This is a genomic window from Rhizobium sp. AN6A (assembly GCF_900215635.1).
GTDB classification, from domain to species: Bacteria; Pseudomonadota; Alphaproteobacteria; order Rhizobiales; family Rhizobiaceae; genus Agrobacterium; species Agrobacterium tumefaciens.
Window position 1 is genome coordinate 171,441 of the sequence record NZ_OCNC01000003.1, and the last position, 24,886, is coordinate 196,326.

Genomic DNA, 24,886 nt, shown 5'->3' on the forward strand with positions numbered 1-24,886 from the left:
GACGGCATCACGCCGCCGCACTCCTCTTTCAGACGGAATGTTTCTTCCGCTTGCCAGTGCTTGCCGCCGCAGCAGGAGCCACATCCGGCCTGCCGAAGAGATAACCCTGCGCCTGCGCGCAACCTTCATCGACAACCATGCGATATTGCGCGTCGGTTTCGATACCCTCCGCCGTCACCGGCAGATCGAGGCTGCGACCGAGGCCGATCACCGCGCGCACGATGGCGCGGGCATTATCATCCTCGCTCATGGCGGCGATGAAGCTGCGGTCGATCTTGATCTTGTCGAAGGGGAAGCTCTGCAAGTTGCTGAGCGAGGAATAACCGGTGCCGAAATCATCCATGACGATGGCCACACCCAGCGCCTTCAACTGGTTGAGGATGATCAGCGTCGCCTTGCGGTCCTTCAGCAACGCGGCTTCGGTGATCTCGAGTTCCAGCCGGTTCGGCGAAAGGCCGGACTGCATGAGAACCGTGCAGACGACATGGCCGAGATTTGCGAGCGAAAACTGCAATGGTGAAACATTGACTGCGATTTTCAGGTGCGGCGCCCAGGTGCTCGCCTGGCGGCAGGCCTCGCGCAGCACCCATTCGCCGAGCGAGATGATGATCCCGCTTTCCTCTGCAATCGGAATGAAGACATCCGGAGGTACGACACCCCTTGTCGGATGCTGCCAGCGTACCAGCGCCTCATAACCGACGACCTGACCGCATTCGACGGAAAGGACAGGTTGATAGTTCAACAGCAATTCGTTGCGGTTGATGGCAAGCCGCAAATCCGTCTCGAGCTGGCGGCGCTCGCGGGCCTCCTGATCCATCAGGGGATCATAAAAGGACAATATTCCGCGCCCACCCATCTTGGCGCGGTAAAGCGCCAGATCGGCGGCGTGCAAGATGCTTTCGTTGCTGTTGCCGTCCCGCGGAAAGACGGCGATACCGATGCTGACGCCGACAGCGGTCGGGTCGTTGGCCGCATTCATTTTCAACCCGAACATGGCAAGGATCGTCTCGGCAAGCAGACGTGCCTCCTCCGATTTGGTGTGCCGGGCAGTCAGGATAACGAATTCATCGCCGCCGAGACGGGCAACGATATCTCCCGGCCTTGCGCATTCATCGAGGATGGTCGCAACTTTTTTCAGCACCCGGTCGCCCTCGGCATGGCCGAAAATGTCGTTGACCGCCTTGAACCGGTCGAGATCGAGCGCCAGCAAGGCAAACTCATCCTCCGCGTCGCAATGTTCGATCTGCTGGTGCAGCCGTGTCTGGAACATGGTGCGGTTCGAAAGGCCGGTCAGCACATCGTGGCGGGCCAGATATTCGATCTCCCGTTGCGCCTCCCGCTTTTCCGTCAGGTCGCGAATGGCCAGCACTTCGCAAGGATGGCCGCGATACTCGATGGTGCGCACGGCAAGCTCGAACACCTGCGCCCGGTCGGTGCGTTCGCGGATTGCCTCAACCGGCGCGTGGCGCGGCAGATAGGTGGGCTGCCCGTCCATGGCCTTGAAGAGATCATCGGGATTTTTACCCATCAGCGATGCCTCATCGCTGCCGAGAAGACCGGCAAAACGAGTGTTCAGCTCAACAATGCGGCCATCACGGACCACGGCAAGACCATCCAGCGTCGCATCCACAAGCCCCTTGAGGTCGACAAGGTAACGGTCAACGAGAGCGGCGGTGGCAGTGGCTGCGAGGACCAGGAAAGTCACGCCCGAAACGGCACCGATCATGATCACCCTGGCGAGATTGTCGGGATCCGGGCCAGCGACGGACGGATCCGGCGACAGGATCGTGGCCGACATGGCGGTGAAATGCAAAGCGCAGATTGCCACGATCGAACATCCGGCCGGAATGACGATGCGTTTCCATGCGGCGGAACGAAGGAACAGGAAAAAGGCCAGCAGAAAAAATACCCAGGCAACGGCAAAGCCACCAAAAACGGGGCCCCAACGATAGCTGATCGTGGCGGCCACATCCATGCCCGCCATGCCGACGAAATGCATGACCGCAACCGAAAGGGTAACCAGCGTTCCGACGATAACGGGACTGTAGCTCGCCTTCGAGCGCGCCCTGAGCGCCAGCCAGAACCCCAGAACGGCCAGAACCGCCGACAGAGCCGTGAACTGGAAATCAAAGCCGATCGGGACTGAACCCTTATAAGCAAGCATGGCAACGAAATGCGTGGCCCAGACGCTGAGCCCCGCTGCAAAGGCGGCAACCAGCACCCAATAAGGCTTGCGGCCAGCCGGGCTTTCTTCCGCACGCAACAACAAATGGAAAAAAGCATGCATGCCAAGCAGGCAAATAACCGCTGCAAGCAGCACGATCGCATGATCGTGTTGTACCGCAACGCATTCCAGAACCGTGAACATGATGCACTCTCCCAGCCTCGAGAACCGCCCACGATCGCACTATGGAGTTGGTTTATTTATAAATCTCTAATGCAACTTTGGATAATTGATTGATCTCACCGACAAAGAGCCAAGATACGCCGGGCCGACGCGCCAACCCATAAGGCTCTTGCGACCGGCCCTATATACGCCAAGAAAAAAGCCTTTATTTCCAGCTTCGAAAATCATCCCCGGCACAACCGAAAGGTGCCGGACCATCAGCAAAACGCTCCTGCAGACGCGCGCAGCCCCACTCGTTGAGCGCCGTGGGCATCATGTTGTTGAGGTCCATGCCCGGAGAGTTGAATTGCGAAGGCGCGCTGGTGACGTACCAAAGCCAGTATCCCAAGGTTGCGACGACGATAAAGGCGACAATTGCAAGGAACGTTGCCAGCCGTCGCGCAAGGCTCGGGGCTTTTGTCACCGCCGCGCCGGGGGCGGATACGCCCTCCTGACCACGGTTTGCAAGCGCCGGTCCGAGCGAGGCAAGTGCTGCCGCTCTTTCCTGTTCCGATAGGTCAATTCGCTCCAGTTGATCGTCAAGCAGAACAGGCAGCGGGGTTTCACCGTGCCAGACCGCCAGTGCGACATCGTGTTTCCCGGTGTGGCCGACGACGACCGGAATTCGCCCCCTCTCCAGATAGGTAAAGGATTGCCTCTTCGTCTTCCCTTCCCTGACCGTATCGGAATAGGTCACGAAAAGACGGCTGCGTTTTTCGGCGACCGCCGTCAGCGCCACCGGAATAACAGTCAATGGCGCCGGGTGCCGCAGACGCAGACGAGCCCGCAAGGTGCGGATTAGTGTAAACAGCAGTGCGATACAGCCGAAACCGAGCAGGGCAACGAACACGCCCAGGGTTATGATCCGGTTCCAGAGCATATCGAGGCCAAGTGAAATCGTTGCAAGTTCGGGATTCTTCGCCGAAATGACCAGACCGGTTTCGTAGTCACCTGAATGGAAATCGACGAACATGACCTCGACATCCTTCTTGTAGCTCACACCACCATGGTCGTAGGAAAGCTCCGCTTCGCAATTCGTGAAGATCGCCTTGCGGGTCTTGCAACTACCGTTGATATCGCCGCTTTCGATCTCCAGCGGGTCGCGGCTGATCTGATAGTCGCGCAACACACCCGGGCCTTCGGCCACGAGCAGGACGACCGTAATCACCAGCAGCACGGGGATGGAAAAATAATAGGCCGCCGGTACCGAAATGACACCGCGCTTCAAACTGAGCGGCCTTGCGGGAAGTTTTATCTGTGGGAAGCTCATGGTGCTAACGCATTTAGTGGAATGTGAGCGAGCGGGGTTTGGGAATCGCGCTCTGGGAAAGGGTCGATCGCTGCACGGTCTAAACCGCTAAAGCCATCGCGAAAACCCCAAGAATTCAAGGATGCGGGTGTAATAGTTCGCACGGCGGCCCTGTCTTAATTAGCCAGCAAGCCGTCCGGGGACCCACAAAAAAACGGGCGGTAAATTCACCGCCCGTCACATGTTTTCCGTCTAGTGGTTTGCAGTCACTGCTTCGTCACGTTTTCAAGTCGCGTCGTCTGGCTGGGGTGACCGACATAGTCCTTGACGCGCGACGTCAAAACGATCGGCTCGTATCTCTCGAAGAGAGGCAGAACCGCCGGCTTCTGCGCGACGAACATTTCCTGCATCTGGGTGTAGATTTCCCCACGCTTCTTGGCATCGGGCTCAAGGGAAGCCTTTGCGGTCAGAGCCGTCAGTTCCGGAATGTCCCAGGCCGAGCGCCAGACGAAATTGCCGGCATTGTTGGCAGCAAGCGAGTTGTCGGGGTTACTGGAGAACTGCTCCATCGAGCCGAGGACGTTGGGCATATAGGCGCCCGTCTGCGGAATGAGCAGATCGAAGTCCCGCGCACGGTGAGCGGCAATCACGTCCGAACCGTTACCCTGCTGAATGTTCACCTTGATACCGACCTGGCTGAGCGATGCCTGGATGGCGGTAGCAAGATCGATACGCGGCGTTTGGGCAATTGTCTTCAGATTAAGTGTGAAGCCATTCTCATAACCGGCTTCCTTCAGAAGAGATTTCGCTTTCTCGACATCAAGCTTCCAGTCGGGGCTTGGAATGGCATATTCGAAATTCTCTGGAACCGGCACCGTGCGCGCCCTGCCATAGGGCCCCATGATGGTCTTTTCCATTCCCTTGTAGTCGATGCCGTAAGCAATCGCTTCGCGAACCTTGGGGTTGGAAAGAGGCTCCTTGCCGGCATTCATGGACAGGACGTAGAAACCACCCGTCGGCACACGCTGGATCTGAAAACCTTCCTTGTTGTTGAAGGTCGCAAGGTCGGATGCCGTCAGCGCGCTGGCAATGTCGATGTCGCCTCGCTCCAGCATCAGGCGCTCCACCTGGCTTTCCGGTACATGCCGCACGATAACGCGGCGCATTTTCGGGCTGCCGGCCACATAGTCCTTGTTGGCCTCAAGAATGATGATTTCGTTCGGCGACCAGCGATTGAGGGTGAAGGGTCCTGAACCGGCGGAATTTGTTCTCAGCCACGCATTGCCCCAGTCGCCGTCAACTTCATGGGACTTGAGCTCCTTGCTGTCAACGACGCTGGCAATGACCATCGCCAGACGGTAGAGCAGCAGTTCGGAGGTCGTTTGCCCTGACAGTTCGATGCGGACAGTCTTTTCGTCCGGGGCGCTCACCAGCTTGTCGACATTTTCAGCGTTATAACCGACGCGCTTGAGGTTGGCGGCGGCCGCCTGATTCATCTTCAAAAGGCGGCTGAACGAATAAACGACATCCGCAGAGGTGACGGGATTGCCCGACGCAAAGTTGGCGGCGCGAAGATGAAACGTGATGCCCTTGTCATCTGTCTCCCAGCGCTCTGCCAGCTGCGGCGAAACCTTCCCAGAGCCATCGACCGAGATCAGCCGATCGTAAAGATTGGCCATGATTTCGTTGGCTTTCGCTTCGGTAGCCTGATGGGGGTCTAGCGACAGCACCTGGGCCAGCGATGTCCCGACGACGAGCTGGTCGTTGGGGGTCTTGGCCGCCACCGGCGACGCCTGTACCAGCATGGCGCCGAGAACAGTGGTGAATGCGAGACGGATCATTGATTTTTTCATACCTGCTCCTCCTACAGATCGGTAATTGCAAGCCGGCAACGCCATGACGCGCCCACCGACCTGAAACAGTCAAAGATGGTTGTTATTAAGCGCCTCGATGAGCGCGGCGATGTAGCCGTAGCAAAACGCAAATGCGACACCGACTGGATCGCGGCCCGCAATCGTCGGCACATGATCGGGCATGATCATGTAACGATAGCCGAGTTCATGGTAGAGCTTCAGCGAACGCACCATGTCCATGTCACCCTCGTCGGGAAACGTTTCCATGAACGACAGCTTGCCGCCGCTGATGTTGCGGAAATGGACGTTGAAGATCTTGTCGCGGCTGCCAAACCAGCGGATGATCTCGTCGATTTCCTCACGTGGATTGTCGAGCATCTCGCCGATAGATCCCTGGCAAAAATTCAGGCCGTGATAGGGGCTTTCCCGCATCTGCACGAATTTCTTCAGGCCCTCGACGGTGCCGAGCACCCGGGTGACACCCTTGTAGCCGGGGGGGGTGTAGGGGTCATGCGGATGGCAGGCCAGCCGGACCTTGTTGCTTTCGGCAACCGGCACCACGCGTTCGAGGAAATAGTCGATGCGTTCCCAGTTTTCGTCCTCGGATAGAACACCGGCAAGGCCCGGCGCCGCGTCGTGGTCCGCCTTGTCCCATCGCCAGGCTTCATTGAGCGAACCACCGCGCCCACGCTCCATTTCAGTGCGCGGGATGCCGATGAGATTGAGGTTGTATTTCGCCGCCGGGATGCCGGCCCTGGCGATATCCTCAATCATTCTGCAGACGGCATCAATCTGTCGGTCGCGTTCTGGCCCGGCAAGCAGGATATCGGGAAACGATGCCTGTTCGATCGGCCTTGATGGCAACGGCAATTGCACCATGTCGAGCACGAGGCCAAAGCTCTCGACCTTGTCACGGTGGCGCTCAAAATCCTCAAAGGTCCAGCTTGCGGGTGCACCAGGCGGATCGGCATTGATATTCTTGACGCCAAGCTGCGCCCAAACCTTGAAATCCTCGTCATCGCGCGCTGTCACCTGGGTGCCGACATACATCGATTCTCTCCTCACTCCATGCTAGTCATCATATGACATCGCACGAAATAAGACGAGTGTCGAGATGCTATTGCGCCTCGGAAAGCAACCTGTATCGACGCTGGCTCGCAAGCATATGATCGCGCATGGCTTTCCGCGCGGCATCCGGATCCTGCTCTACGATGGCGCGCAGGATTGCCTCATGCTCGGCCTGCACTTTGCGAAGATAATCCGCATTGCCCGTTTCCGGCAGGGTGGGAAACTGACCGCGCGGTATCGAGCGTGACCCGAACTGGCGCAGTGCCTCGAGATAAAACCGGTTGTTGGTCGCTATCGCAATGGCCGTGTGAAACTCGTAATCGGCACTGACGGTGCTTTCGCCCGCATCGATGGCCCGGCCCATTTTCCGATGGGCTGCGGAAATCGCCGCCTCCTGCTGGGCTGTGCGGCGATAGGCGGCAATTGCCGCTGCTTCGCCTTCGGTTGCGAGCCGAAACTCAAGCATTTCCAGCGTTTCTGCAATTGTGCCAACTTCGGATTGCGTCAGCTTCACGCCCGCCCACTCGCTGACATTGCTGACGAACACGCCCTTGCCGTGGATGGGAATGACATAGCCGGAAGAGCGCAGATCCGCGATCGCCTCGCGAACCACCGTGCGGCTCACGCCGTAGGTGCGCTCAAGCTGCGGTTCCGTGGGAAGCTGATCGCCGTTCTTCAGTTTTCCACTGCGAATTTCTGCACTGAGATTATCGATGATCTGTTGTGCCCGCCGCTCCCGCGGCTTTTCCCTATCGCCCATCATGCCACTCTTCCCTCTTGCAGAAAACGAATCCCTTCGTTACTCATATGATGACGTGGCGTTACGTCATATGTTTTCATGTTAGCTCAGGGAGGAGTTGGGATGAAGTACCATCAAAAGTTTTTGCAGGGTAGAATTGCTCGTCTGCGGCGAGCCGTTCAGAAAGTGGCATCGCTGACAGCGTCTTCCCGTGGAAGTGCGATTTGCGATGACTGAAATTTCATTACGCGGGCTTGGACATCGCTTCCTGCAACTTGTCGTCAGCCTCTTCATCCTGCTCTGCATCACCTTCATCATTGGCCGGGTGATGCCGACCGATCCGGTCGGGGCAATCGTCGGTGAGCTTGCAGATCCCAAGGCCTATGAAGCCATGCGGGCTCGTCTTGGGCTTGATCTCCCTCTTTACCAGCAGTTTTTCATTTATCTCCGCGGCTTGCTGCACGGCGATTTCGGTATAGCTATTCTGACCGGAAACCCGGTAACGCGGGACCTGGCGCAAGCCTTCCCGGCGACGCTTGAACTTGCAACGCTGGCAATCATCATCTCCACCGTCATCGGCGTCCCGCTCGGTCTCGCCGCGGCCCTGTTTCGCGACACGTTCATCGACAAGTTCGCACGTGTCTTTGCGCTGGTGGGGCATTCGATACCCGTATTCTGGTTCGGTATCGTCGGGCTCGTGATTTTTTATGCGAATCTCAACCTTGTCGCCGGGCCCGGTCGCGTGGACGTCTTTTACGAAGGCCTCGTGGAGCCGAGAACAGGGCTGATGCTGGTCGACACTCTTCTCGCAGGTGAGACAGAGATTTTCTGGAACGCGCTCGCGCATATCATGCTGCCGGCGATCATCCTTGCCTATATGGCAATGGCCTACATTACCCGCATGACCCGCGCCTTCACCCTCGAACAGCTTAGCCAGGATTATGTGATTGCGGCGCGTGCGAAAGGCGTCAGCCCGGCGCGCACCGTAACCCGCCATGTACTGCCGAATATCGCGGTGCAGCTGATCACCGTTCTCGCCATCTCCTATGGCAACCTGCTGGAAGGCGCCGTTGTGACCGAAATCGTCTTTTCCTGGCCCGGCATCGGACAATACATGACGAATGCACTGCTTATCGGTGACATGAATGCGATCCTCGCAGCCACGATCGTCATCGGCTTCATCTTCATGATGCTCAACTTCCTCGCAGACGTGGCCTACACCACGCTTGACCCGCGGACACGGGAGGTCGCTCGATGACCGATATAACTCAGAACACTCCCGTGCGGAGCCGCAGCGCGTTGTCTCGGATATCCACAACGACGGCGCGGACGCTGCGGAAGCTTGGCGACGAGCCGCTTGGAATGTTCGGCTTTGCCATTCTCGCCATTCTGGTCGTGGTTGCCATTTTCGCTCCCCTGATTGCGCCATATGATCCGGTGCGCCAGGTGCTCGACAATGCGCTTCAGCCTCCCAGCTGGGCGCATCTGGCGGGAACCGACGAATTTGGCCGCGACATTTTCAGCCGCCTCGTCTATGGCACCCGCATCACGATCCAGACCGTCTTGTCGGTCTCGGTCATCGTCGGCCCTGTCGGCCTTGCAATCGGTGTCATGGCCGGTTTCTTCGGCGGCCGAACCGACGCCATTCTGATGCGTGCGACCGATATTGTCCTTTCCTTCCCTTCGCTCGTTCTGGCACTTGCCTTTGCTGCTGCAATGGGAGCCGGTCTTGGCACCGCAATCATCGCGATCTCGCTGACCGCCTGGCCGCCCATCGCGCGTCTGGCGCGGGCCGAAGCGCTGGTCGTGCGCAACACCGACTATGTTGCGGCCGCACGCCTCTATGGGGCCTCGCCGATGCGCATCCTGTTTCTTTATATCGCGCCGATGTGCATTCCTTCGGTCATCGTCAGACTGACGTTGAATATGGCCGGTATCATCCTGACGGCCGCCTCGCTTGGCTTCCTCGGTCTTGGCGCGCAGCCGCCGCTTCCCGAATGGGGGGCGATGATTTCCAGCGGCCGTAAATTCATGCTCGATTACTGGTGGGTCGCCGTCATGCCCGGCATCGCGATCCTTTTGACGAGCCTTGCCTTCAACATCGCTGGCGATACGCTGCGCGACCTACTGGATCCGCGTCATGCCCGTTCCTGATAGCTCTCCCATTCTTTCGGTCCGCGACCTTAACGTTCGCTTTGGCCGCAACGCCATCCCCGCCGTCTCCAATGTCAACTTCGACGTCGGACGCGAGCGTGTCGGTATCGTCGGCGAATCCGGGTCCGGAAAGTCCACGACCGGCCGTGCCGCCATGCGCCTTCTGCCCAAGAGCGCCACGGTGACGGCAGAACGGATGGATTTCCTCTCCGAACCCCTGCTTGAAAAATCCGAGCGCCAGATGGGTGCGATCCGCGGCAGCGAGATGGCGCTCATCATGCAGGACCCGCGCTATTCCCTCAATCCGGTCCTGCCGATCGGAAAGCAGGTGGCGGAAGCGGCCGAGCTGCATCTGGCCCTCAAGGGCAAGGCCGCCAGAAATGCCGCGCGCGACATGCTGCTGCGCGTGCGCATCAACGATCCTGACCGCGTGATGGGGCTTTATCCCCACCAGATTTCAGGCGGCATGGGACAGCGCGTGATGATCGCCATGATGCTGCTTGCCAAACCCAAGCTGGTCATCGCCGACGAACCGACCTCAGCACTCGATGTCAGCGTCCGCAAGGATGTCCTTCTGCTTCTGGACGAGATGGTGCGCGAAAACAATTCGGGCCTCATCCTCATCAGTCACGATATCCGCATGGTCGCAGCCTTTTGCGAACGCGTGCTGGTCATGTATGGCGGACGCGTCGTGGAGACACTCTCCAAGCTCGAAGATGCGCAACACCCCTATACACGGGGCCTGATCGCGGCCATGCCCGATCCCCGCAATCCGGTCCGGCGCCTCAAGGTGCTGGATCGCCAGGCAATCGATGCGGAGGTGATGCGATGATCACGGTAGACAAGCTGGATGTCGTCTACGGCACGAAGGAAAACCGCAATCACGTCGTGCGCGACGTCAGCTTTCGGGTCAACCGAGGCGAGACACTCGGCATCGTTGGCGAAAGCGGTTGCGGCAAGTCGACATTGCTGCGATCGCTTGCCGGCCTGGAATCCGGCTGGACCGGATCGATCTCTTTCGAAGGCAAGCCTGTGGGCAAAGTCCGTAGCCGCGACGAGCTGAAGCTGGCGCAGATGGTGTTCCAGGACCCCTATGGTTCCCTGCACCCACGCCACCGCATCGGCCGGGCTCTTGCCGAACCGATCCGCTCCATGGGGCTTGGTGACGGCTGGTCGAAGGTTCCGGCCGCGCTGCAGCAGGTTGGCCTGCCCGCGCATTTTGCCGAGCGCTTCCCGCACGAACTGTCCGGAGGCCAGCGTCAGCGTGTTGCGATCGCCCGTGCGCTTATCCTCGAGCCGCCGATCCTGCTTCTCGACGAGCCGACATCCGCTCTCGACGTCTCCATTCAGGCGGAAATCCTGAACCTGCTGGCCGATCAGCGCGACGAGCAGAACCTCACCTTCGTTCTCGTCAGCCACGACCTGTCGGTTATAGCCCATATGTGCGACCGCGTTCTGGTCATGCAGAATGGTGTTTTTGTCGATGAGTTGACCAAGGCCGATCTCGAAGCGGGCATCACCCACGCGGCCTATTCAGGCGAGCTCTTCGAGAGCAGCTTTCTTTGAAAGCCGTCATGGGGTGAGCCATGGGAACAGCTGGACTGCGAGGTTTTCCCTGGCAGTCCAGTATCTGATCAGGCCATCAGCCGCGCAAGAGGCAGATGGCCCCGTGATTAGTTCAGCCGTGCTCCGTCTTCACTCGAAAACAGATGGACGCTGTTAAGTGTCGGCGAGACCATGATGCTGTCGCCGACTGCCTGCCCTATGCGTTCCCGAAAGACGCCGAGCACCTTGGTATCGCCGAGTTTCATGGTGACCTGCGTTTCCGATCCTAATGGTTCAACCAGCATGATCTCGGCCGGCACGCCGCCGGCATCAAGCAGGAAGTGTTCCGGGCGGATGCCGTAAACGGCCTGTTTGCCGGCAAAGCCGGCCGCGGAAACTGGCAAGGGCAACACGATACCTGCGGTTTCAAAACCTCTTTCAGTTATCGTGCCGGACAGGAAGTTCATCGATGGCGAACCGATGAAGCCCGCAACGAACTGATTTGCCGGGCGGTCGTAAAGTTCGAGCGGCGTGCCGATCTGCTCGACCCTGCCGCCATTGAGAACCACGACCCTGTCGGCCATCGTCATCGCCTCGACCTGGTCGTGCGTAACATAGATCGTGGTGGTCTTCAGCTTCTGGTGCAGCGCCTTGATCTCGCCGCGCATGACAACGCGCAACTTCGCATCAAGGTTGGACAGGGGCTCATCGAACAGGAACACCTGCGGATTGCGCACGATGGCGCGGCCCATCGCAACGCGCTGGCGCTGGCCGCCGGAGAGCTGGCGCGGATAACGGTCGAGCAGCTGCGCAAGGCCAAGAATATCCGCTGCCCAGTTCACCTTTTCAGCAATTTCCTGCTTGCTCGAGCCGCGGTGCTCCAGCGAAAAGCCCATATTGCTGGCCACAGTCATATGCGGATATAGGGCATAGGACTGGAACACCATGGCAATATCGCGGTCCTTGGGATCGAGATCGTTGACGACCCGCTCGCCGATCCTGAGCTCTCCGCCGGTAATCGTTTCGAGACCGGCTATCATCCGCAGCAGGGTCGACTTGCCGCAGCCGGAAGGCCCGACAAGCACAACAAACTCGCCGTCCTTAATGGCGAGATCGATGCCGTGAATGGTTTTCACCGCGCCATAGCTTTTGCGGATGTCGGAGAGAGTAACGTGAGCCATCAATCGGTTTCCGGTTCTTCAGCCCTTGAGGCCGGTATGGGCGAGGCCTTCGACAAACTGCTTCTGGGCAATCACGAAGACGATGAGCACGGGCAGCGCTGTCAACGTCGCTGCGGCAAGCTGGATGTTCCACATCGGCCCGCCATAGGCGTCGGTATATTGCGTCAGCGCCTGCGGCAGCGTGAACATCTCGGCGCTGGAGAGAAAGACGATGGGTTCGAGGAACAGGTTCCAGGAATGCAGGAACGTAAAGATCGCGACCGAAGCAAGCGCCGGCTTTGCCAGGGGCAAGGCAATCTTGCGAAATATCTTGAAACGTCCAAGACCGTCGACGCGTGCCGCCTCCTCCAGCTCCCCCGGCAGTGTCACAAAAAACTGCCGCATGACGAAGGTGGCAAACACGCTTGGCGCCCCGAAAATCGGCACTAGGATCAGCGGCCAGTGGGTGTTGACCATGCCTGCCTTCAGGAACATTTGGAAAAGCGGCACGATCGTCACTTCGGACGGGATCAGCAGGCCAAGCAGCACGATCATGAAGATCACATTGGCGCCCGGAAAACGGATCCGTGCGAAGGCATAGCCTGCCATTGAGGAGATGATCATCGTGCCGATCGTCACCACAGCGGCAATGTAGGCGGAGTTCCAATATTGCCGCACGAAGGGCTGCAACTCGAACACCTTCGCATAGGTCGTCCAGTCGTGGCTCTGCGGGATGAGCTGCGGTGGGAAGGCGAAGATGTCGCTGATGGGCTTGATGGACGAGGTAACCATCCACCAGGTTGGAAAGACGAAGGGGACAAGCAGCACGCACAGCAACCCGTATAGCGCCACCTGCATGCGGGGGGAAAGGTCAGCTTTCATAAAAGACGATCCTCTTGCGCATCTGCCACTGGGCAAAGGTCAGCACTGCAACAATCAGAAACAGCAGGATGGACAGCGTCGAGCCGTAACCGAAGAAATGGAACTGGAAGGCCTGCTGATAGAGGTAGTAGACCAGCACCGTGGTCGACAGACCCGGCCCGCCCTGGGTCAGAACCGCAATCTGAGCAAAAACCTGCAACGAGCCTACAATGGTGATGATCGAGGTCAACAGGATCGTCGGGCTGATCAGCGGCAGGGTGATGCGACGGAACTGTTTGAAGGCTGGCGCGCCGTCGATGCGGGCGGCCTCGTAGAGTTCCTTCGGCACGCCCTGAAGTGCCGCCAGAAACAGGATCATGTTGAGCCCGACATTCTTGAAGACCTGCACGACGATGACCGAAATCATCGCTGTCGTCTCCTCGCGCAGCCAGTTGGGGCCTTCGAGGCCGACCATCAGCAACATGCCGTTGATGCCGCCGTTCTTCTGCAGCAGGAAACCCCAGACGATCGTCCAGGCAACCAGCGACACGACGACGGGCGAGAAGAACAGCGTTCTGAATATCGCAATGCCGGCAAGCTTCTGGTTGAGCAGCACGGCAAGCAGCAGCGCAAGCGACAGGTTGAACACCACCAGTCCGGCGGAGAATATCCCGGTCGCGCCCAGCACCTCCAGAAGATTGCCGTCTTCGATGAGCATCCGGTAGTTTTGCGCACCGGTATAGGTGAAGGTATTGGCGAGCACGTTCCACTCATGCAGCGAATACCAGAACACCAGCCCCAGCGGGATCAGCACGAAGATTATGATCCCGATCAGTTGCGGGGCGATGAACAGAAAGCCAGCGAGACTGTCGCGCCGCGCGATGGTCCAGAACGCCGATGCAGGGCGATGCCGGGGACGGGTAATCTCCTGCGCGACAGCCATGGCTTTCTCCTCAGCGCTTCAGGAGCGGCGCGATCTGACCGCAGATTTTTTGAAGCGCTCCCGCGACATCGGCCTCCGGCCGCCAGACCGCATCGAGGTTTGAGCGCACGATCTGCTGGATCTGGGCAAAGCCGGAGTGGCCGGGCATGACCTTGCCGGTGGCGATGCCTGATATGACCACCTTTTCGATCTGTTCCTGGCTGAGCAGCGGATTTGTTTTTTTCAACACCTCCGCATTCAACAGCGACTTGCGTGCCGAGGGGAAGAACTGGCTGAGCTTTGCCGAATTTTCCGGATTGGTCATGTAAGCAACGAATTCGGCCGCCGTCTGCGCATTCTTGCCGGACTGCATGACGCCGATGCCGGCCTGTCCGATCAGCGCGTATTCGCCGGCAGGTCCCTTTGGCAGCGGCACGAGGTCCCAGCCGAAAGGCTTGTCCTTCGGCAGAAGCGAGGCCCGGCTGATCTGGGTAATGGTCATCGCGGCATTACCGGCAAAGAAATCGACCGTCTCGCCGGGGCCGGGCATGGCCTTCTTGCTGAAGATGGCATCATGGATGAACGACACAGCATCCGCCATCGGCTTTTCCGCCATCGTGCAGGTTGCGCCATCCGCGCTCCAGGGCGATGCGCCCCAGCCGTTCCACACGGAAGTCAGATATTGCCAGCTCTGGTAATTGAAGTCGCGGACGACAAGCCCGCCCTTGCCGGATTTCGAGACCGCCGAGGCGGTGGCGATGGCGTTTTCCCAGGTCCATTCGCCGGCAGCGATCATCTCCGCCGGCGTCTTTGCACCTGCGGCCTTGATGAGATCATTGTTGACGAAGACCGCAAAGGGCGAGGTCGAGAACGGATAGGCGAAGAGCTTTCCGTCCTGCGACCAGCGTTCCGTGGCCCCGGCGCTGACTTCGTCGAGATTGTAACCCTGCGCGGCCTTCAGCGTGTCGGTAAGCGGGTAGAGCGCACCGGATTTGACGAAATCATAGGCCGAGGTCTCGAAAATCCAGGCCATGTCAGGGGCGTTGCCACCGGCGATCTGGGTCGTCAACGCAGTGGTATAGGTGTCGAAAGGCAGGGACTCATATGTCACGCTGACATTTGGATGGTCCTTTTTGAAGCCGGCTGCGATGTCGTTGAACAGCTTTAGATGCGCCTCGTTGGCACTCCAGATCGTCATGCGCAGCTTGACCGCTTCCTGCGCCGCCGCTGCCCCTGCCAGCGCAAAAGAGCCGATAAGGGCCAGCGCGCAGGCTGTGGTTTGCATTTTCCAATGACTATTCATTCCCAGTCCTCCTCCAAAGATGGGTTCGATCGAACGACAGTTCGTCGTCCTAGTAGGCCGCGATATCCGGCCAGCGTATTTCGATGCCCTCGCGGGTCAGCGCCGTCTGGAAGGCATGAAGATGGTCATCGTCTTCCTGCACCTGATGCGGCGTCAGGCCTTTTTCCAGGCAGTGGGCCGCCAGCATTCCAGCCACTTCGCCGATATTCCATTCGACTGGATGCAGGCGGTAGCAGCCATTGGTGATATGCGTCGTACCGATGTTCTTGCCTGCCGGAATAAGGTTCTTCACGCGCTCGGGTATGAGTGCGCCAAGCGGAATCTCGAACGGGCAGGAAGGCACGTCGATATAGTTGTCGCCACCGGTCGATGGGTGCAGATCGATGCGGTACATGCCAATGCCGATGCTGTCGCGATAGCGGACAGCCCCCCTGTCACCGCGAACCGTGTAGGAAAGATCCTGTTCGACGATACGCGTGACCGGTTTGATGCGGCGGCTTTCCCGGATATAGGGCGCCATGGCAAGGCCGTGTTCGGTGCCGGTAATATCGCCTCTGAGGCGCAGGCCGCGAAAACCCTGTCCGCCATCAAGGCGCGGCGCTTCTGTCTGCAACCAGTAAAACACCGAATAGGAAAGATCGGCCGCCGCCTTCAGATGCCGCGCCTTTTCTTCTTCCGACACATCGATGATGGTGCCGTCCATATAGTCGATCATCGGCCAGTTCACGAGGCAGATATCGGACTTATAAAAACCCGTCGCAAAGTTCTTCCGCGCCGCGATGCGACGGAAAATCCAGAGGTTTTCATCGCCACCGCCCTTGCGCTGGTCGGCATCGACCAGCAGCGGATCGTCATCCGGATTGGGCGTGAAGGAGCGGGTCGTGTGTTCCAGCGTGCGCGGATGCGGCGCGGTGAAACCGAGCATCGGCCCACCCCAGAAATGCGGCTGGTACTTGTGCCAGTAGTCGTAATTATCAGGCTTGTCGATCGTCTGATCGCCGTCGACATGATCGATTGCAAAGCAGATCGATACGGCCTGCACATTATCAGGCTGGGCCTTGGCCGGCGCACTGGGCTCACCTGTGTCCGATTGCGCCTCGAACCCCTTGGCATATTCCGTGCCCGTCATCGGCAACAGATCGCCAAGCTCGGTGGCATCAAGAATGTAGTCGGCGGAAATGACGATCTCCGCTCCGCTTTCGCGATGGCGCACGGTGATCGCGCGGACCCTATCGCCATCCACATCGGCAGCAACCGGCCGATAGGGCTTGAGCACCGTCAGCCGGTCGGCGCCGACATAGGGCATAAGCATGCTCTCCATCACCGCAAGGCTGACGCGCGGCTCGGCGCAGATGCGGCTGACCCAGCCGCCGCCCGGATTGAGGTCACTCCAGGAGCGGGCGCCTTCCGTCAACGGATAATGGTCGCGGTAATATTGGCGCACGCCGTTGCGTAGCGCGCGATAAGAGCGGGTGATGCCGAACTGCTCGACCCAGCTATGTTCGTCCGATGGAACGGCCTGACTAGTCAGCTGACCGCCGATCCAGTCATATTCCTCGGTCATGATCACGCGCTTTCCGGCGCGTGCGGCACCGAGCGCCGCCGCCACGCCGCCAAGGCCACCACCGACCACAAGAATGTCTGCTTGCATCTCTTTCACGTCGTCTCATCCGTTTTGTTGACTGGGGACTTATCTGGGGAGGCCGCTGGAGCCGGCCCCAATGTTTCACCCTTGACGGGTTGGCACTTGAGTAGAATCTGACTTCCCGGGCTGCCGGTCTCGATGCGGTTCACCAGCATTGCAGTCGCCTGCCGGCCCATCTCTTCACGGGGAATTTCATAGGATGTGAAACGCACCGGGCTGCGGCCGGCACGAATATGGCTGCCAAGCACGACCATCGAAAACACGTCGGGCACCCCAATTCCGCGCTCCCGTGCCAAAGTCTCGACGCGCACCGCATCCGCCAGTTCTATGAAAAATGCCACCGTCGCGCCGCTTTCGATGATCGCGTCGAGGATCTTTTCGGCAGGCCGGTTTACCGCCTTTATGTGCAATGCAAGCGTCGCCGCCGTGCCGAGCGCATCACTGAAACCTCGCCAGCGGTCGGCAATCGATTCCGCCGGACCCGCAGGGCCGATATAGGCGAGTTTGGAATGCCCGAGCATCATGGCATCTTCAACAAGCTGCCGTGTGCCCGCGGCATAGTCGCCGCCAACATAGGGCACGGGCCCGCCAGCATCGTCGCGTCGGCCAATCGCCACGAATGGATAATCTTCCGAGACCAGCCGGGTAAGCTCCTTGCGGTCAAATTCGCGGCCGAGGACCAGGCAGCCATCGGCGATCCGGAGCCTGTTGCCCTCGGAAAAAATCTTGCGGTTGTTGCCGACGCCAGCACTGGTCAGCAGCAGAAGATCGTACGCCTGCTGCTGCGCCTCTTCCTCGATGCCCAACAGGAACGGCGTGAAGAAGTCCGCCTGTGCGCTTGGAAAGGCAGGCTCGTAGGTGAAGACGCCGAGGATGCGATTGAGCCCCTTGGCCATGCGGCGCGCGATCGGGTCGGCGACATAGCCCGTCTTGCGAATGACCGCCTGCACGCGTTCGCGTGTTTCAGCAGGGATACGGGCGATCGCGGTCGGCGCGCCGTTCAGAACAAGCGATACCGTGGCCTGACTGACGCCGGCAAGCTTCGCAATATCGTTCTGAGTAAGGCGTTTATGGCTGGTCACGCAATGCCCTCCCCGACATTCGTTAACTGCTAATACGTATTAGCTGTTAATACGCATTAGCACGACTTCCCTACTCTGTGTCAAGAGGGGAAAGACACGCTTGCGGAGAGATGTTTTGACGAAGGCTTATGAGGCGGCCAGCCCGGCCTTATGACGGCCGCGCTGGGCTATGGGCTTTCATACCAGCGGTAAAATGGTGCCCGCTGCGGGTTCAGGGTGCCGAAGGCGTCTTTGCGTCGGCAAGCTTTTGCTGGAGAAGCCAGGTCCACATCGCCTCATCGCCGAGCACTTTTGCCTCCACCTCTTCATGGTTCGTATCCTCAAAAACCGTCAGCCGCACATTGCGTTTCAGTTCCTGGAGACGTTGAACGAGGACAACAGTATCGGACAAAGGAATCACCTCGTCCCTTGCGCCGTGAAAGGCCCAGAAGGCTGTCTTTTCATTGGTGCGGTTGAGGTAATGGCGGATGCCGCCACCAGCAATTGGGACGACCGCAGCAAAAGTTTGCGGAAACTGCTCGGCCATTGACCAGGCGCCGAACCCTCCCCGGCTATATCCGATCAGATAGATTCGGCTGCGGTCCACCCGATGATCCCCCACAACGGAAGCCAGAACGCTTGCAACACGCTCGATCGGATAAAGCAGTTCCTCACTCGGATTTTGTGGCGAAAACACTATGAAAGGAAAATCACGGCCCCCTTCGATCAATTTTGGCAGGCCGCTGCGGCGCAGCTTTTCGACGTCGCTCCCGCCCTGATCGCCGCCATGCAGCCAGACCACGAGAGGATAGGTTTTGTCCGAACCGGCATAGTCTTTGGGCGTGTAAAGCAGATAATTGATATCCGACGCGATCGTTGCGTCAGACCTCATGGCCTTCTGCTCCGCAGACGCAAATGTCGATGTGGCCAGTGCCGCAACAGCGATCAGGCATAGTTTCAAATGCTTCATGCTTTTGTCCTCCCAACAAACACGTCTTCCAAGACGCGACTGGTGAACTCATCAGCCGTCGGGTTGGTTCATTGGTTTGAAAAGCATGCCGGTCGACACGCCATGCGGAACCCGATTGAGGTCGCCAAAATCGATCTGCCAGGTTTGTCCACCGCAGTGTGGAGGACAGAGACATGCGTTCATTATTTGTTCTGGCCTGCTGTTTGAGTTTTTGCTAATCATTGCAACAAGAGTGCTTTTGAAAAATGCCGTCGTCGTGCGGATAGGCAAATATCAAGGATGCAGGCATGGCGGTTGCCTATCTGGACAAACTGAACGAGCAGCAACGCAAGGCCGTGGAACATGGCGTTGGGCCTTCAGGCGGACACACAGCTGGACCGTTGCTGATCATCGCCGGTGCCGGTTCCGGCAAGACCAATACGCTGGCGCACCGGGTGGCGCATCTGATCGTCAATGGCGCTGATCCTCGCCGCATCCTGCTGATGACGTTTTCACGGCGTGCCGCTTCCGAAATGTCTCGTCGTGTCGAGCGTATCTGCAAGCAGGTCATTGGCGCTAACGCCGGAGCCCTCACGGATGCGATGGCCTGGTCCGGCACGTTTCACGGAATCGGCGCGCGCCTCTTGCGAATCTATGCGGAACAGATTGGACTGGACGTAGATTTCACGATCCACGACCGCGAAGACAGCGCTGATCTGATGAACCTTGCCCGACACGAGCTGGGTTTCTCCAAGACCGAGAGCCGTTTTCCGACAAAGGGCACCTGCATTGCGATCTATTCGCGCGCCGTCAATTCACAAACGCCGCTGAAAGACATCCTGCGCCAGCACTATCCATGGGTGTCCAGCTGGGAAGAAGAGCTCAAGCAATTATTCGCCGCCTATGTCGAGGCCAAGCAGGCCCAGAACGTTCTCGATTACGACGATCTTCTGCTCTATTGGGCCCAGATGGTCAGCGATCCCGATCTTGCAGGTGATATCGGCAATCGTTTCGACCACGTGATGGTCGACGAATATCAGGATACCAACCGGCTGCAGGCTGCGGTGCTAATGGCACTGAAGCCGGGCGGTCGCGGCTTGACCGTGGTGGGTGACGATGCCCAGTCGATCTATTCCTTCCGGGCAGCAACGGTGCGCAATATCCTTGATTTTCCGGCATCTTTCAGCCCGGCTGCCGATATTATCACCCTTGATCGCAACTATCGCTCGACACAGCCGATACTGGCTGCCGCCAATGGTGTCATCGACCTTGCCCGTGAGCGATTCACCAAAAACCTCTGGACCGAACGACAGTCACTCGAGCGGCCGAAGCTCGTGACTGTAAAAAGCGAAACCGAGCAGGCGAACTTCATTATCGACCAGGTGCTGGCCAATCGTGAGACCGGCATGACGCTGAAGCAACAGGCGGTGCTGTTTCGCACCTCCAGTCATAGCGGGCCGCTTGAAGTTGAACTTACACGCCGCAACATTCCCTTCGTCAAATTTGGCGGCCTGAAGTTTCTCGACAGTGCCCATGTAAAGGACATGCTGGCAGTATTGCGTTTCGCGCAAAACCCGCGCGACCGCGTCGCCGGTTTCAGGCTACTTCAGATGCTGCCGGGTATCGGGCCGAAGAAAGCCGGCAATATTCTCGATACGATTGCGGCAGATCCCGAACCTTTGCTCGCCCTTGCCGAAATTCCGCCGCCACCCAAAACCGGCGGTGACTGGGTATCCTTCGTGCAGTTGCTGGCGAACATGCGAAAATCGCACGGCGGCTGGCCATCAGATATCGAGCAGGCGCGGCTCTGGTACGAGCCCCACCTAGAACGCATCCATGAGGATGCCGAGACGCGGAAGGCCGATTTGCTGCAACTCGAGCAGATTGCCGGCGGCTATCCTTCCCGCGAACGCTTCCTCACCGAACTGACGCTCGATCCGCCGGATGCCACCAGCGATCAGGCAGGCGTACCGCTGCTCGATGAGGATTACCTGACGCTTTCAACCATTCATTCGGCAAAAGGCCAGGAATGGCGTTCCGTCTTTATCCTGAACGTGGTCGATGGCTGCATACCATCCGATCTGGGCGTCGGCTCCACGCATGAAGTCGAAGAGGAACGCCGGCTGCTCTATGTCGCCATGACGCGCGCCAAGGACAGTCTGTCACTGATAACCCCGCAACGGTTCTTCACCCATGGCCAGAACGCGCAGGGCGACCGGCATGTCTATGCCGCTAGAACCCGCTTCATACCGGCAACTTTGCTGCAGTTCTTTGAAACCGCCACATGGCCCCTGGTTTCGGCCGCAGCCTCCGAGCGCAGCGCGCAGCAGATCCGCATCGATGTCGGCGCGCGGATGCGGGCGATGTGGAAATAGGGAAGATCGTACAGGCTGGAACGATGGATAACACGGCTGTTCGAAAGATCATCCATATCGACATGGATGCCTTTTATGCATCGGTGGAGCAACGCGACAATCCCGCACTTCGCGGCCTGCCCGTCGCCGTCGGCGGATCGGCCGCACGAGGCGTGGTGGCTGCGGCAAGTTACGAGGCGAGAACCTTCGGCGTCCATTCAGCCATGCCGTCCGTCACTGCCAAACGGAAATGCCCGGATCTGATCTTCGTACCGCCACGCTTCGAGGTATACCGGCAGGTGTCGCAACAGATACGGGAGATATTTGCCGAATATACGCCGCTGATCGAGCCGCTATCGCTCGACGAAGCCTATCTCGATGTCACCGAAAACCTGAAAGGCATGGAGATCGCCACCGAAATTGCGCTGGAGATCCGCGCAAAGATCAAGGCTGTCACCAGCCTCAATGCATCTGCCGGCATCTCCTACAACAAGTTTCTGGCCAAGATGGCAAGCGACCTGAACAAACCGAATGGCCAGGCTGTCATCACGCCGAAGAATGGACCTGGCTTTGTTGAAGCCCTGGCCGTCAAGAGATTTCATGGGGTAGGACCCGCCACGGCGGAGCGGATGAAACGGCACGGCATCGAAACCGGGCTCGATCTCAAGTCGAAATCACTTGGTTTTCTGCAACAGCATTTCGGGAAGTCCGGCCCTTATTTCTACAACATCGCCCGCGGCATCGATGAACGGCAGGTCAAGCCCGATCGCATCCGCAAATCTGTCGGCGCAGAAGACACATTCGTCGAGGATATCGACGATCTCGACTTGGCGAAGGCGGAGCTTGGCCCTTTGGCTCAGAAAGTCTGGCGTTATTGCGAGGCCCACGACATCACGGGAAAGACGGTGACCGTGAAAATCAAATATTCGGATTTCAGCCAGGCGACACGCAGCAAAACAGTGTCGGGAGCCGTGTCTGACCTCGCGACTATCCAGGAGATGTCAGAGAGCCTGCTTGCCTCCGTCTTTCCATTCAAACGTCCGGTAAGGCTGTTGGGGATTACCCTTTCCTCGCTGAGCACCGAAGAGAGCGAAGAGGAACCGCAGCTCGCGCTTGGCCTGTGATGCCGCTGTCCCGAAAACGAAAAAGCCCGCCGCGGGAGGAGGTGCGGCAGGCTTTCCGAAATTTCGAACAACGGCTGGGAGGAGGAGTGCCATTGTTCACAAGACAACCCTTGGGAGGAGGATAGGGTCATCTCAATCCGAAGCTTTGCGGGAGGAGGTGCATCGCTTCGATGAAAACAAGATACCCGGTTTTGCCGCATATTAAATAGGCTTTAATGCAGCGCAGCCATGCAAGAAACGCACGAGTCTGCTTTCATCAGCAGTGGCGCGACCCAGATGGATTGCGTCGCCTGTACCCTTAGAATTTCACGCTGGCCGTGAGGCTGACGTTGAAGGGCTCGCCGACTGCATTGGCGTAGCTGGTGGAGCCAATGGATGAGGTATAATAGCTTTTGTCGAAGATGTTCTTCAGATTGAGCTGCAGGGTTACCGGTTTCTCCAACTGAAGCGTATAGGTCGCAAAGGCGTCGAAGACGGCATAACCCGGCAGGTCATAGGAATTGTCGTTGATGCCGGCACGCTGGCCGACGGCCCGCACTCCTCCGCCGATCCGCAGCGTGTTGCCGTTCGGCCCGACCTCACCGACATCATAGGCAAGAAACAGCGAGCCGGTGTGACGCGCGACATTCGGCAAGCGCTTGCCGGCATAGGTGGAATCTTCGAGAACGAGAGCGTCCGTATAGGCATAACTTGCGATTAGATCGAGACTATCGGTAAGGCTGCCGGCAATATCCACCTCCACCCCGCGCGAGCGAACGAGACCGGCGGCCTTCACCGTCGACACACCGCCTACATCCTCCGAATAGGCGACATTGCGCTTGCGGGCATTAAACAAAGCAATATTGGCATTCAACCCGGTGAACAGGTCGAACTTGGCACCCACCTCATAGGAAATGCCCTCCTCCGGATCGAGCCCACCATAATAGGCTCCGATCGAGGATTGCGGGCGGAAGGTTTTCGCCACATTGGCATAAAGGGATGCATCCGGCGTGAGCTTGTAGACGAGACCGGCATTGGGGATGAGTTCGCCGCCATTGTTCTTTGTGTTGACGACGAAGGGGCGGCCTTTGCCGGCATAGATGTCGTAATACTGGTAGCGCAAACCGCCGACAGCGATCCATTGATCGCCCAGATGCACGGCGTCCTGCATATAGATCGAAGCAGTGGAAAGCTCCTCCGTCTGGTCGCTGTCGACGGCCCTGACCGTCGTGCACGCCGGCAACCTGCCGTAAACGGGATTGTTAATGTTGAAATTCGTCGAATTCGCGCATCGCAACATGTTGGTGCGCAGCGTGTCGCTGTAATCGTAGGACATGCCGAACAGCAGATCGTTGCGCAGGCCACCAATATCAGCCTCACCGGTCAGGTCAGCGCGGGCCGCGTGGTTGTAGATGGTGGAATATTGCGTGGCGTCAGCGCGCCGCGTCACCTGCCCCGTGCGGGAATTGTAACCCATCACGCGGGCCTGGTTGTCGGAATATTCGTTTTGGCTATAGGCGTAGTTCAGCGACAGTTTCCAGTCTTCGGACAATTGGCGGTCTATTGAGATACTCGCCAGATCGGATTTGCCATCGGTGATGTTATAGGCCTCGTCCAGCCTGAGACGTCGGCTGACATTGATTGCCTTTCCTGTCGCCGGATCGAAGATCGTGCCGCGATCGAAGGGCACGCTGTAATCCTCATGCATATAGGAAACCGTAATGTCGGTATCCTCGCCGCTCCATTTTAGCGAGGGTGCGATCAGCCAGTTCTTCTTCTCACCAAAATTGCGCCAGTAGTCGCTGTTCTCCCCCTGACCGATCAGGCGATAGGAAAAATCCGTTCCCGCAATAGGTCCGGTCACATCGAAACCGCCGGATGTACCGTACTTGCCCGCCCCAAAGGCTGAGAAGCGCGAATAGGCTTCGGCGGAGAAAGTATCTTCAGGCTTCTTCGTCACGACATTCACCATGCCGCCCGGATCGAGAATGCCGTAGAGCGTGGATGCCGGCCCTTTCAGCACTTCCACTCGCTCCGCCGTATCGTTGAAGGAATGCGGCAATGCGGTCTTCAGCCCGTTGATGAGGATCGAGCCATCGCGATTGTCACCAAAACCACGGCGGATAACGGCATCCTGCGTGCCGCCCAGCGTGTTTGACTGGGTAACGCCGCTGACATTGGCGAGCGCATCATCGAGCGAGCGCGCCTGCTGGTCACGCAGCACTTTGTTTGTCACGACGTTGACCGATTGCGGAATATCGAGGATCGGCGTCTCGGTGCGCGTCGCAGTGCCAGTGGTTATCGGCTGATAGCCGCGCGCACCTTTTTTGACGTCGGCATTAACGGTTATCGTCTCAAGCACGGTCGTCCCGTCGGCATTTTTCTTCGGTGCCGTGGTCTCCTGCGCAAAAGCAGGCAGGGCAACTCCGGCCAGAAGCAACGCCAACAGCGCTCGCGAGCCTACCTGAATGATCATCGAACCGTCATGCATCTGTCTTGTCCCCGGCTGCCCCAAATCGTCATCGCGACGATGA

19 protein-coding genes are annotated in these 24,886 nt (G+C 58.6%); 6 read left to right on the forward strand and 13 right to left on the reverse strand.

What is annotated here, in order from left to right:
- Positions 1–28 precede the first annotated feature (28 nt).
- The 5 genes from CRO62_RS04725 to CRO62_RS04745 form a co-directional block, all read right to left on the reverse strand.
- Complete coding sequence (locus CRO62_RS04725) at positions 29–2,368, reverse strand: EAL domain-containing protein (RefSeq protein WP_097099401.1); 2,340 nt, start codon at positions 2,366–2,368, stop codon at positions 29–31.
- A gap of 184 nt (positions 2,369–2,552) precedes the next feature.
- Positions 2,553–3,656 carry a hypothetical protein gene (locus tag CRO62_RS04730; protein WP_097099402.1) on the reverse strand — a complete coding sequence of 368 codons (1,104 nt, stop codon included), beginning with the start codon at positions 3,654–3,656 and terminating at the stop codon, positions 2,553–2,555.
- Positions 3,657–3,901: 245 nt separating this feature from the next.
- Positions 3,902–5,440, reverse strand: a complete 1,539-nt coding sequence (locus CRO62_RS04735; protein ID WP_370953851.1) for an ABC transporter substrate-binding protein — start codon at positions 5,438–5,440, stop codon at positions 3,902–3,904.
- 117 nt (positions 5,441–5,557) lie between these two features.
- Positions 5,558–6,538, reverse strand: a complete 981-nt coding sequence (locus tag CRO62_RS04740; protein ID WP_013761138.1) for a mannonate dehydratase — start codon at positions 6,536–6,538, stop codon at positions 5,558–5,560.
- 67 nt (positions 6,539–6,605) lie between these two features.
- Positions 6,606–7,319, reverse strand: a complete 714-nt coding sequence (locus CRO62_RS04745; protein WP_082065900.1) for a FadR/GntR family transcriptional regulator — start codon at positions 7,317–7,319, stop codon at positions 6,606–6,608.
- Positions 7,320–7,524: 205 nt separating this feature from the next.
- Between CRO62_RS04745 and CRO62_RS04750 the strand changes: the two genes are divergently transcribed.
- The 4 genes from CRO62_RS04750 to CRO62_RS04765 are packed head-to-tail and all read left to right on the forward strand — an operon-like array spanning position 7,525 to position 11,015.
- The gene (locus tag CRO62_RS04750; RefSeq protein ID WP_004431168.1) at positions 7,525–8,553 is read left to right on the forward strand and encodes an ABC transporter permease; all 1,029 of its coding nucleotides are present in this window, start codon (positions 7,525–7,527) and stop codon (positions 8,551–8,553) included.
- Positions 8,550–9,449 (forward strand): ABC transporter permease, encoded by a 900-nt coding sequence (locus tag CRO62_RS04755; protein WP_097099403.1) that lies wholly within the window; start codon positions 8,550–8,552, stop codon positions 9,447–9,449. The genes CRO62_RS04750 and CRO62_RS04755 overlap by 4 nt, the downstream gene beginning before the upstream one ends.
- On the forward strand, positions 9,436–10,281 hold the full coding sequence (locus tag CRO62_RS04760) for an ABC transporter ATP-binding protein (RefSeq protein ID WP_025594967.1): 846 nt from the start codon (positions 9,436–9,438) through the stop codon (positions 10,279–10,281). The genes CRO62_RS04755 and CRO62_RS04760 overlap by 14 nt, the downstream gene beginning before the upstream one ends.
- On the forward strand, positions 10,278–11,015 hold the full coding sequence (locus CRO62_RS04765) for an ABC transporter ATP-binding protein (protein ID WP_025594968.1): 738 nt from the start codon (positions 10,278–10,280) through the stop codon (positions 11,013–11,015). Before CRO62_RS04760 ends, CRO62_RS04765 begins: the two co-directional genes overlap by 4 nt.
- Positions 11,016–11,122: 107 nt before the next feature.
- Here the strand turns inward: CRO62_RS04765 and CRO62_RS04770 are convergent, their stop codons facing one another.
- The 7 genes from CRO62_RS04770 to CRO62_RS04800 all read right to left on the reverse strand — a co-directional run bounded on the left by CRO62_RS04770 (position 11,123) and on the right by CRO62_RS04800 (position 18,916).
- On the reverse strand, positions 11,123–12,175 hold the full coding sequence (locus tag CRO62_RS04770) for an ABC transporter ATP-binding protein (RefSeq protein ID WP_097099404.1): 1,053 nt from the start codon (positions 12,173–12,175) through the stop codon (positions 11,123–11,125).
- Between the two features lie 18 nt (positions 12,176–12,193).
- A complete protein-coding gene (locus tag CRO62_RS04775) occupies positions 12,194–13,036 on the reverse strand; it encodes a carbohydrate ABC transporter permease (RefSeq protein WP_035200343.1) in 843 nt (280 codons plus the stop codon).
- A complete protein-coding gene (locus CRO62_RS04780) occupies positions 13,026–13,958 on the reverse strand; it encodes a carbohydrate ABC transporter permease (RefSeq protein ID WP_097099405.1) in 933 nt (310 codons plus the stop codon). Before CRO62_RS04780 ends, CRO62_RS04775 begins: the two co-directional genes overlap by 11 nt.
- Positions 13,959–13,968: 10 nt before the next feature.
- Positions 13,969–15,240, reverse strand: a complete 1,272-nt coding sequence (locus CRO62_RS04785; RefSeq protein WP_097099406.1) for an ABC transporter substrate-binding protein — start codon at positions 15,238–15,240, stop codon at positions 13,969–13,971.
- A 49-nt stretch (positions 15,241–15,289) separates the two neighbouring features.
- Positions 15,290–16,891 (reverse strand): FAD-dependent oxidoreductase, encoded by a 1,602-nt coding sequence (locus CRO62_RS04790; RefSeq protein WP_097099407.1) that lies wholly within the window; start codon positions 16,889–16,891, stop codon positions 15,290–15,292.
- Between the two features lie 5 nt (positions 16,892–16,896).
- The gene (locus tag CRO62_RS04795) at positions 16,897–17,967 is read right to left on the reverse strand and encodes a LacI family DNA-binding transcriptional regulator (RefSeq protein WP_097099408.1); all 1,071 of its coding nucleotides are present in this window, start codon (positions 17,965–17,967) and stop codon (positions 16,897–16,899) included.
- 211 nt (positions 17,968–18,178) lie between these two features.
- On the reverse strand, positions 18,179–18,916 hold the full coding sequence (locus CRO62_RS04800) for a prolyl oligopeptidase family serine peptidase (protein ID WP_097099409.1): 738 nt from the start codon (positions 18,914–18,916) through the stop codon (positions 18,179–18,181).
- A gap of 287 nt (positions 18,917–19,203) precedes the next feature.
- Here CRO62_RS04800 and CRO62_RS04805 point away from each other — a divergent pair, with 287 nt between their 5' ends.
- Both CRO62_RS04805 and dinB read left to right on the forward strand, forming a co-directional pair.
- On the forward strand, positions 19,204–21,270 hold the full coding sequence (locus CRO62_RS04805; protein ID WP_097099410.1) for an ATP-dependent helicase: 2,067 nt from the start codon (positions 19,204–19,206) through the stop codon (positions 21,268–21,270).
- Between the two features lie 23 nt (positions 21,271–21,293).
- Complete coding sequence (gene dinB / locus CRO62_RS04810; protein ID WP_097099411.1) at positions 21,294–22,373, forward strand: DNA polymerase IV; 1,080 nt, start codon at positions 21,294–21,296, stop codon at positions 22,371–22,373.
- A gap of 298 nt (positions 22,374–22,671) precedes the next feature.
- On the opposite strand, the gene CRO62_RS04815 is transcribed toward dinB, so the two are convergent.
- Positions 22,672–24,843 carry a TonB-dependent siderophore receptor gene (locus tag CRO62_RS04815; protein WP_097099412.1) on the reverse strand — a complete coding sequence of 724 codons (2,172 nt, stop codon included), beginning with the start codon at positions 24,841–24,843 and terminating at the stop codon, positions 22,672–22,674.
- Between the last annotated feature and the right edge of the window lie 43 nt (positions 24,844–24,886).

Bases quoted from the DNA above. Each gene is read 5' to 3' on its own strand.
- CRO62_RS04725 (WP_097099401.1), bottom strand. From the start codon at position 2,368: ATGTTCACGGTTCTGGAATGCGTTGCGGTACAACACGATCATGCGATC.
- CRO62_RS04730 (WP_097099402.1), bottom strand. From the start codon at position 3,656: ATGAGCTTCCCACAGATAAAACTTCCCGCAAGGCCGCTCAGTTTGAAG.
- CRO62_RS04735 (WP_370953851.1), bottom strand. From the start codon at position 5,440: ATGCTGGTACAGGCGTCGCCGGTGGCGGCCAAGACCCCCAACGACCAG.
- CRO62_RS04740 (WP_013761138.1), bottom strand. From the start codon at position 6,538: ATGTATGTCGGCACCCAGGTGACAGCGCGCGATGACGAGGATTTCAAG.
- CRO62_RS04745 (WP_082065900.1), bottom strand. From the start codon at position 7,319: ATGATGGGCGATAGGGAAAAGCCGCGGGAGCGGCGGGCACAACAGATC.
- CRO62_RS04750 (WP_004431168.1), top strand. From the start codon at position 7,525: ATGACTGAAATTTCATTACGCGGGCTTGGACATCGCTTCCTGCAACTT.
- CRO62_RS04755 (WP_097099403.1), top strand. From the start codon at position 8,550: ATGACCGATATAACTCAGAACACTCCCGTGCGGAGCCGCAGCGCGTTG.
- CRO62_RS04760 (WP_025594967.1), top strand. From the start codon at position 9,436: ATGCCCGTTCCTGATAGCTCTCCCATTCTTTCGGTCCGCGACCTTAAC.
- CRO62_RS04765 (WP_025594968.1), top strand. From the start codon at position 10,278: ATGATCACGGTAGACAAGCTGGATGTCGTCTACGGCACGAAGGAAAAC.
- CRO62_RS04770 (WP_097099404.1), bottom strand. From the start codon at position 12,175: ATGGCTCACGTTACTCTCTCCGACATCCGCAAAAGCTATGGCGCGGTG.
- CRO62_RS04775 (WP_035200343.1), bottom strand. From the start codon at position 13,036: ATGAAAGCTGACCTTTCCCCCCGCATGCAGGTGGCGCTATACGGGTTG.
- CRO62_RS04780 (WP_097099405.1), bottom strand. From the start codon at position 13,958: ATGGCTGTCGCGCAGGAGATTACCCGTCCCCGGCATCGCCCTGCATCG.
- CRO62_RS04785 (WP_097099406.1), bottom strand. From the start codon at position 15,240: ATGAATAGTCATTGGAAAATGCAAACCACAGCCTGCGCGCTGGCCCTT.
- CRO62_RS04790 (WP_097099407.1), bottom strand. From the start codon at position 16,891: ATGCAAGCAGACATTCTTGTGGTCGGTGGTGGCCTTGGCGGCGTGGCG.
- CRO62_RS04800 (WP_097099409.1), bottom strand. From the start codon at position 18,916: ATGAAGCATTTGAAACTATGCCTGATCGCTGTTGCGGCACTGGCCACA.
- CRO62_RS04805 (WP_097099410.1), top strand. From the start codon at position 19,204: ATGGCGGTTGCCTATCTGGACAAACTGAACGAGCAGCAACGCAAGGCC.
- dinB (WP_097099411.1), top strand. From the start codon at position 21,294: ATGGATAACACGGCTGTTCGAAAGATCATCCATATCGACATGGATGCC.
- CRO62_RS04815 (WP_097099412.1), bottom strand. From the start codon at position 24,843: ATGCATGACGGTTCGATGATCATTCAGGTAGGCTCGCGAGCGCTGTTG.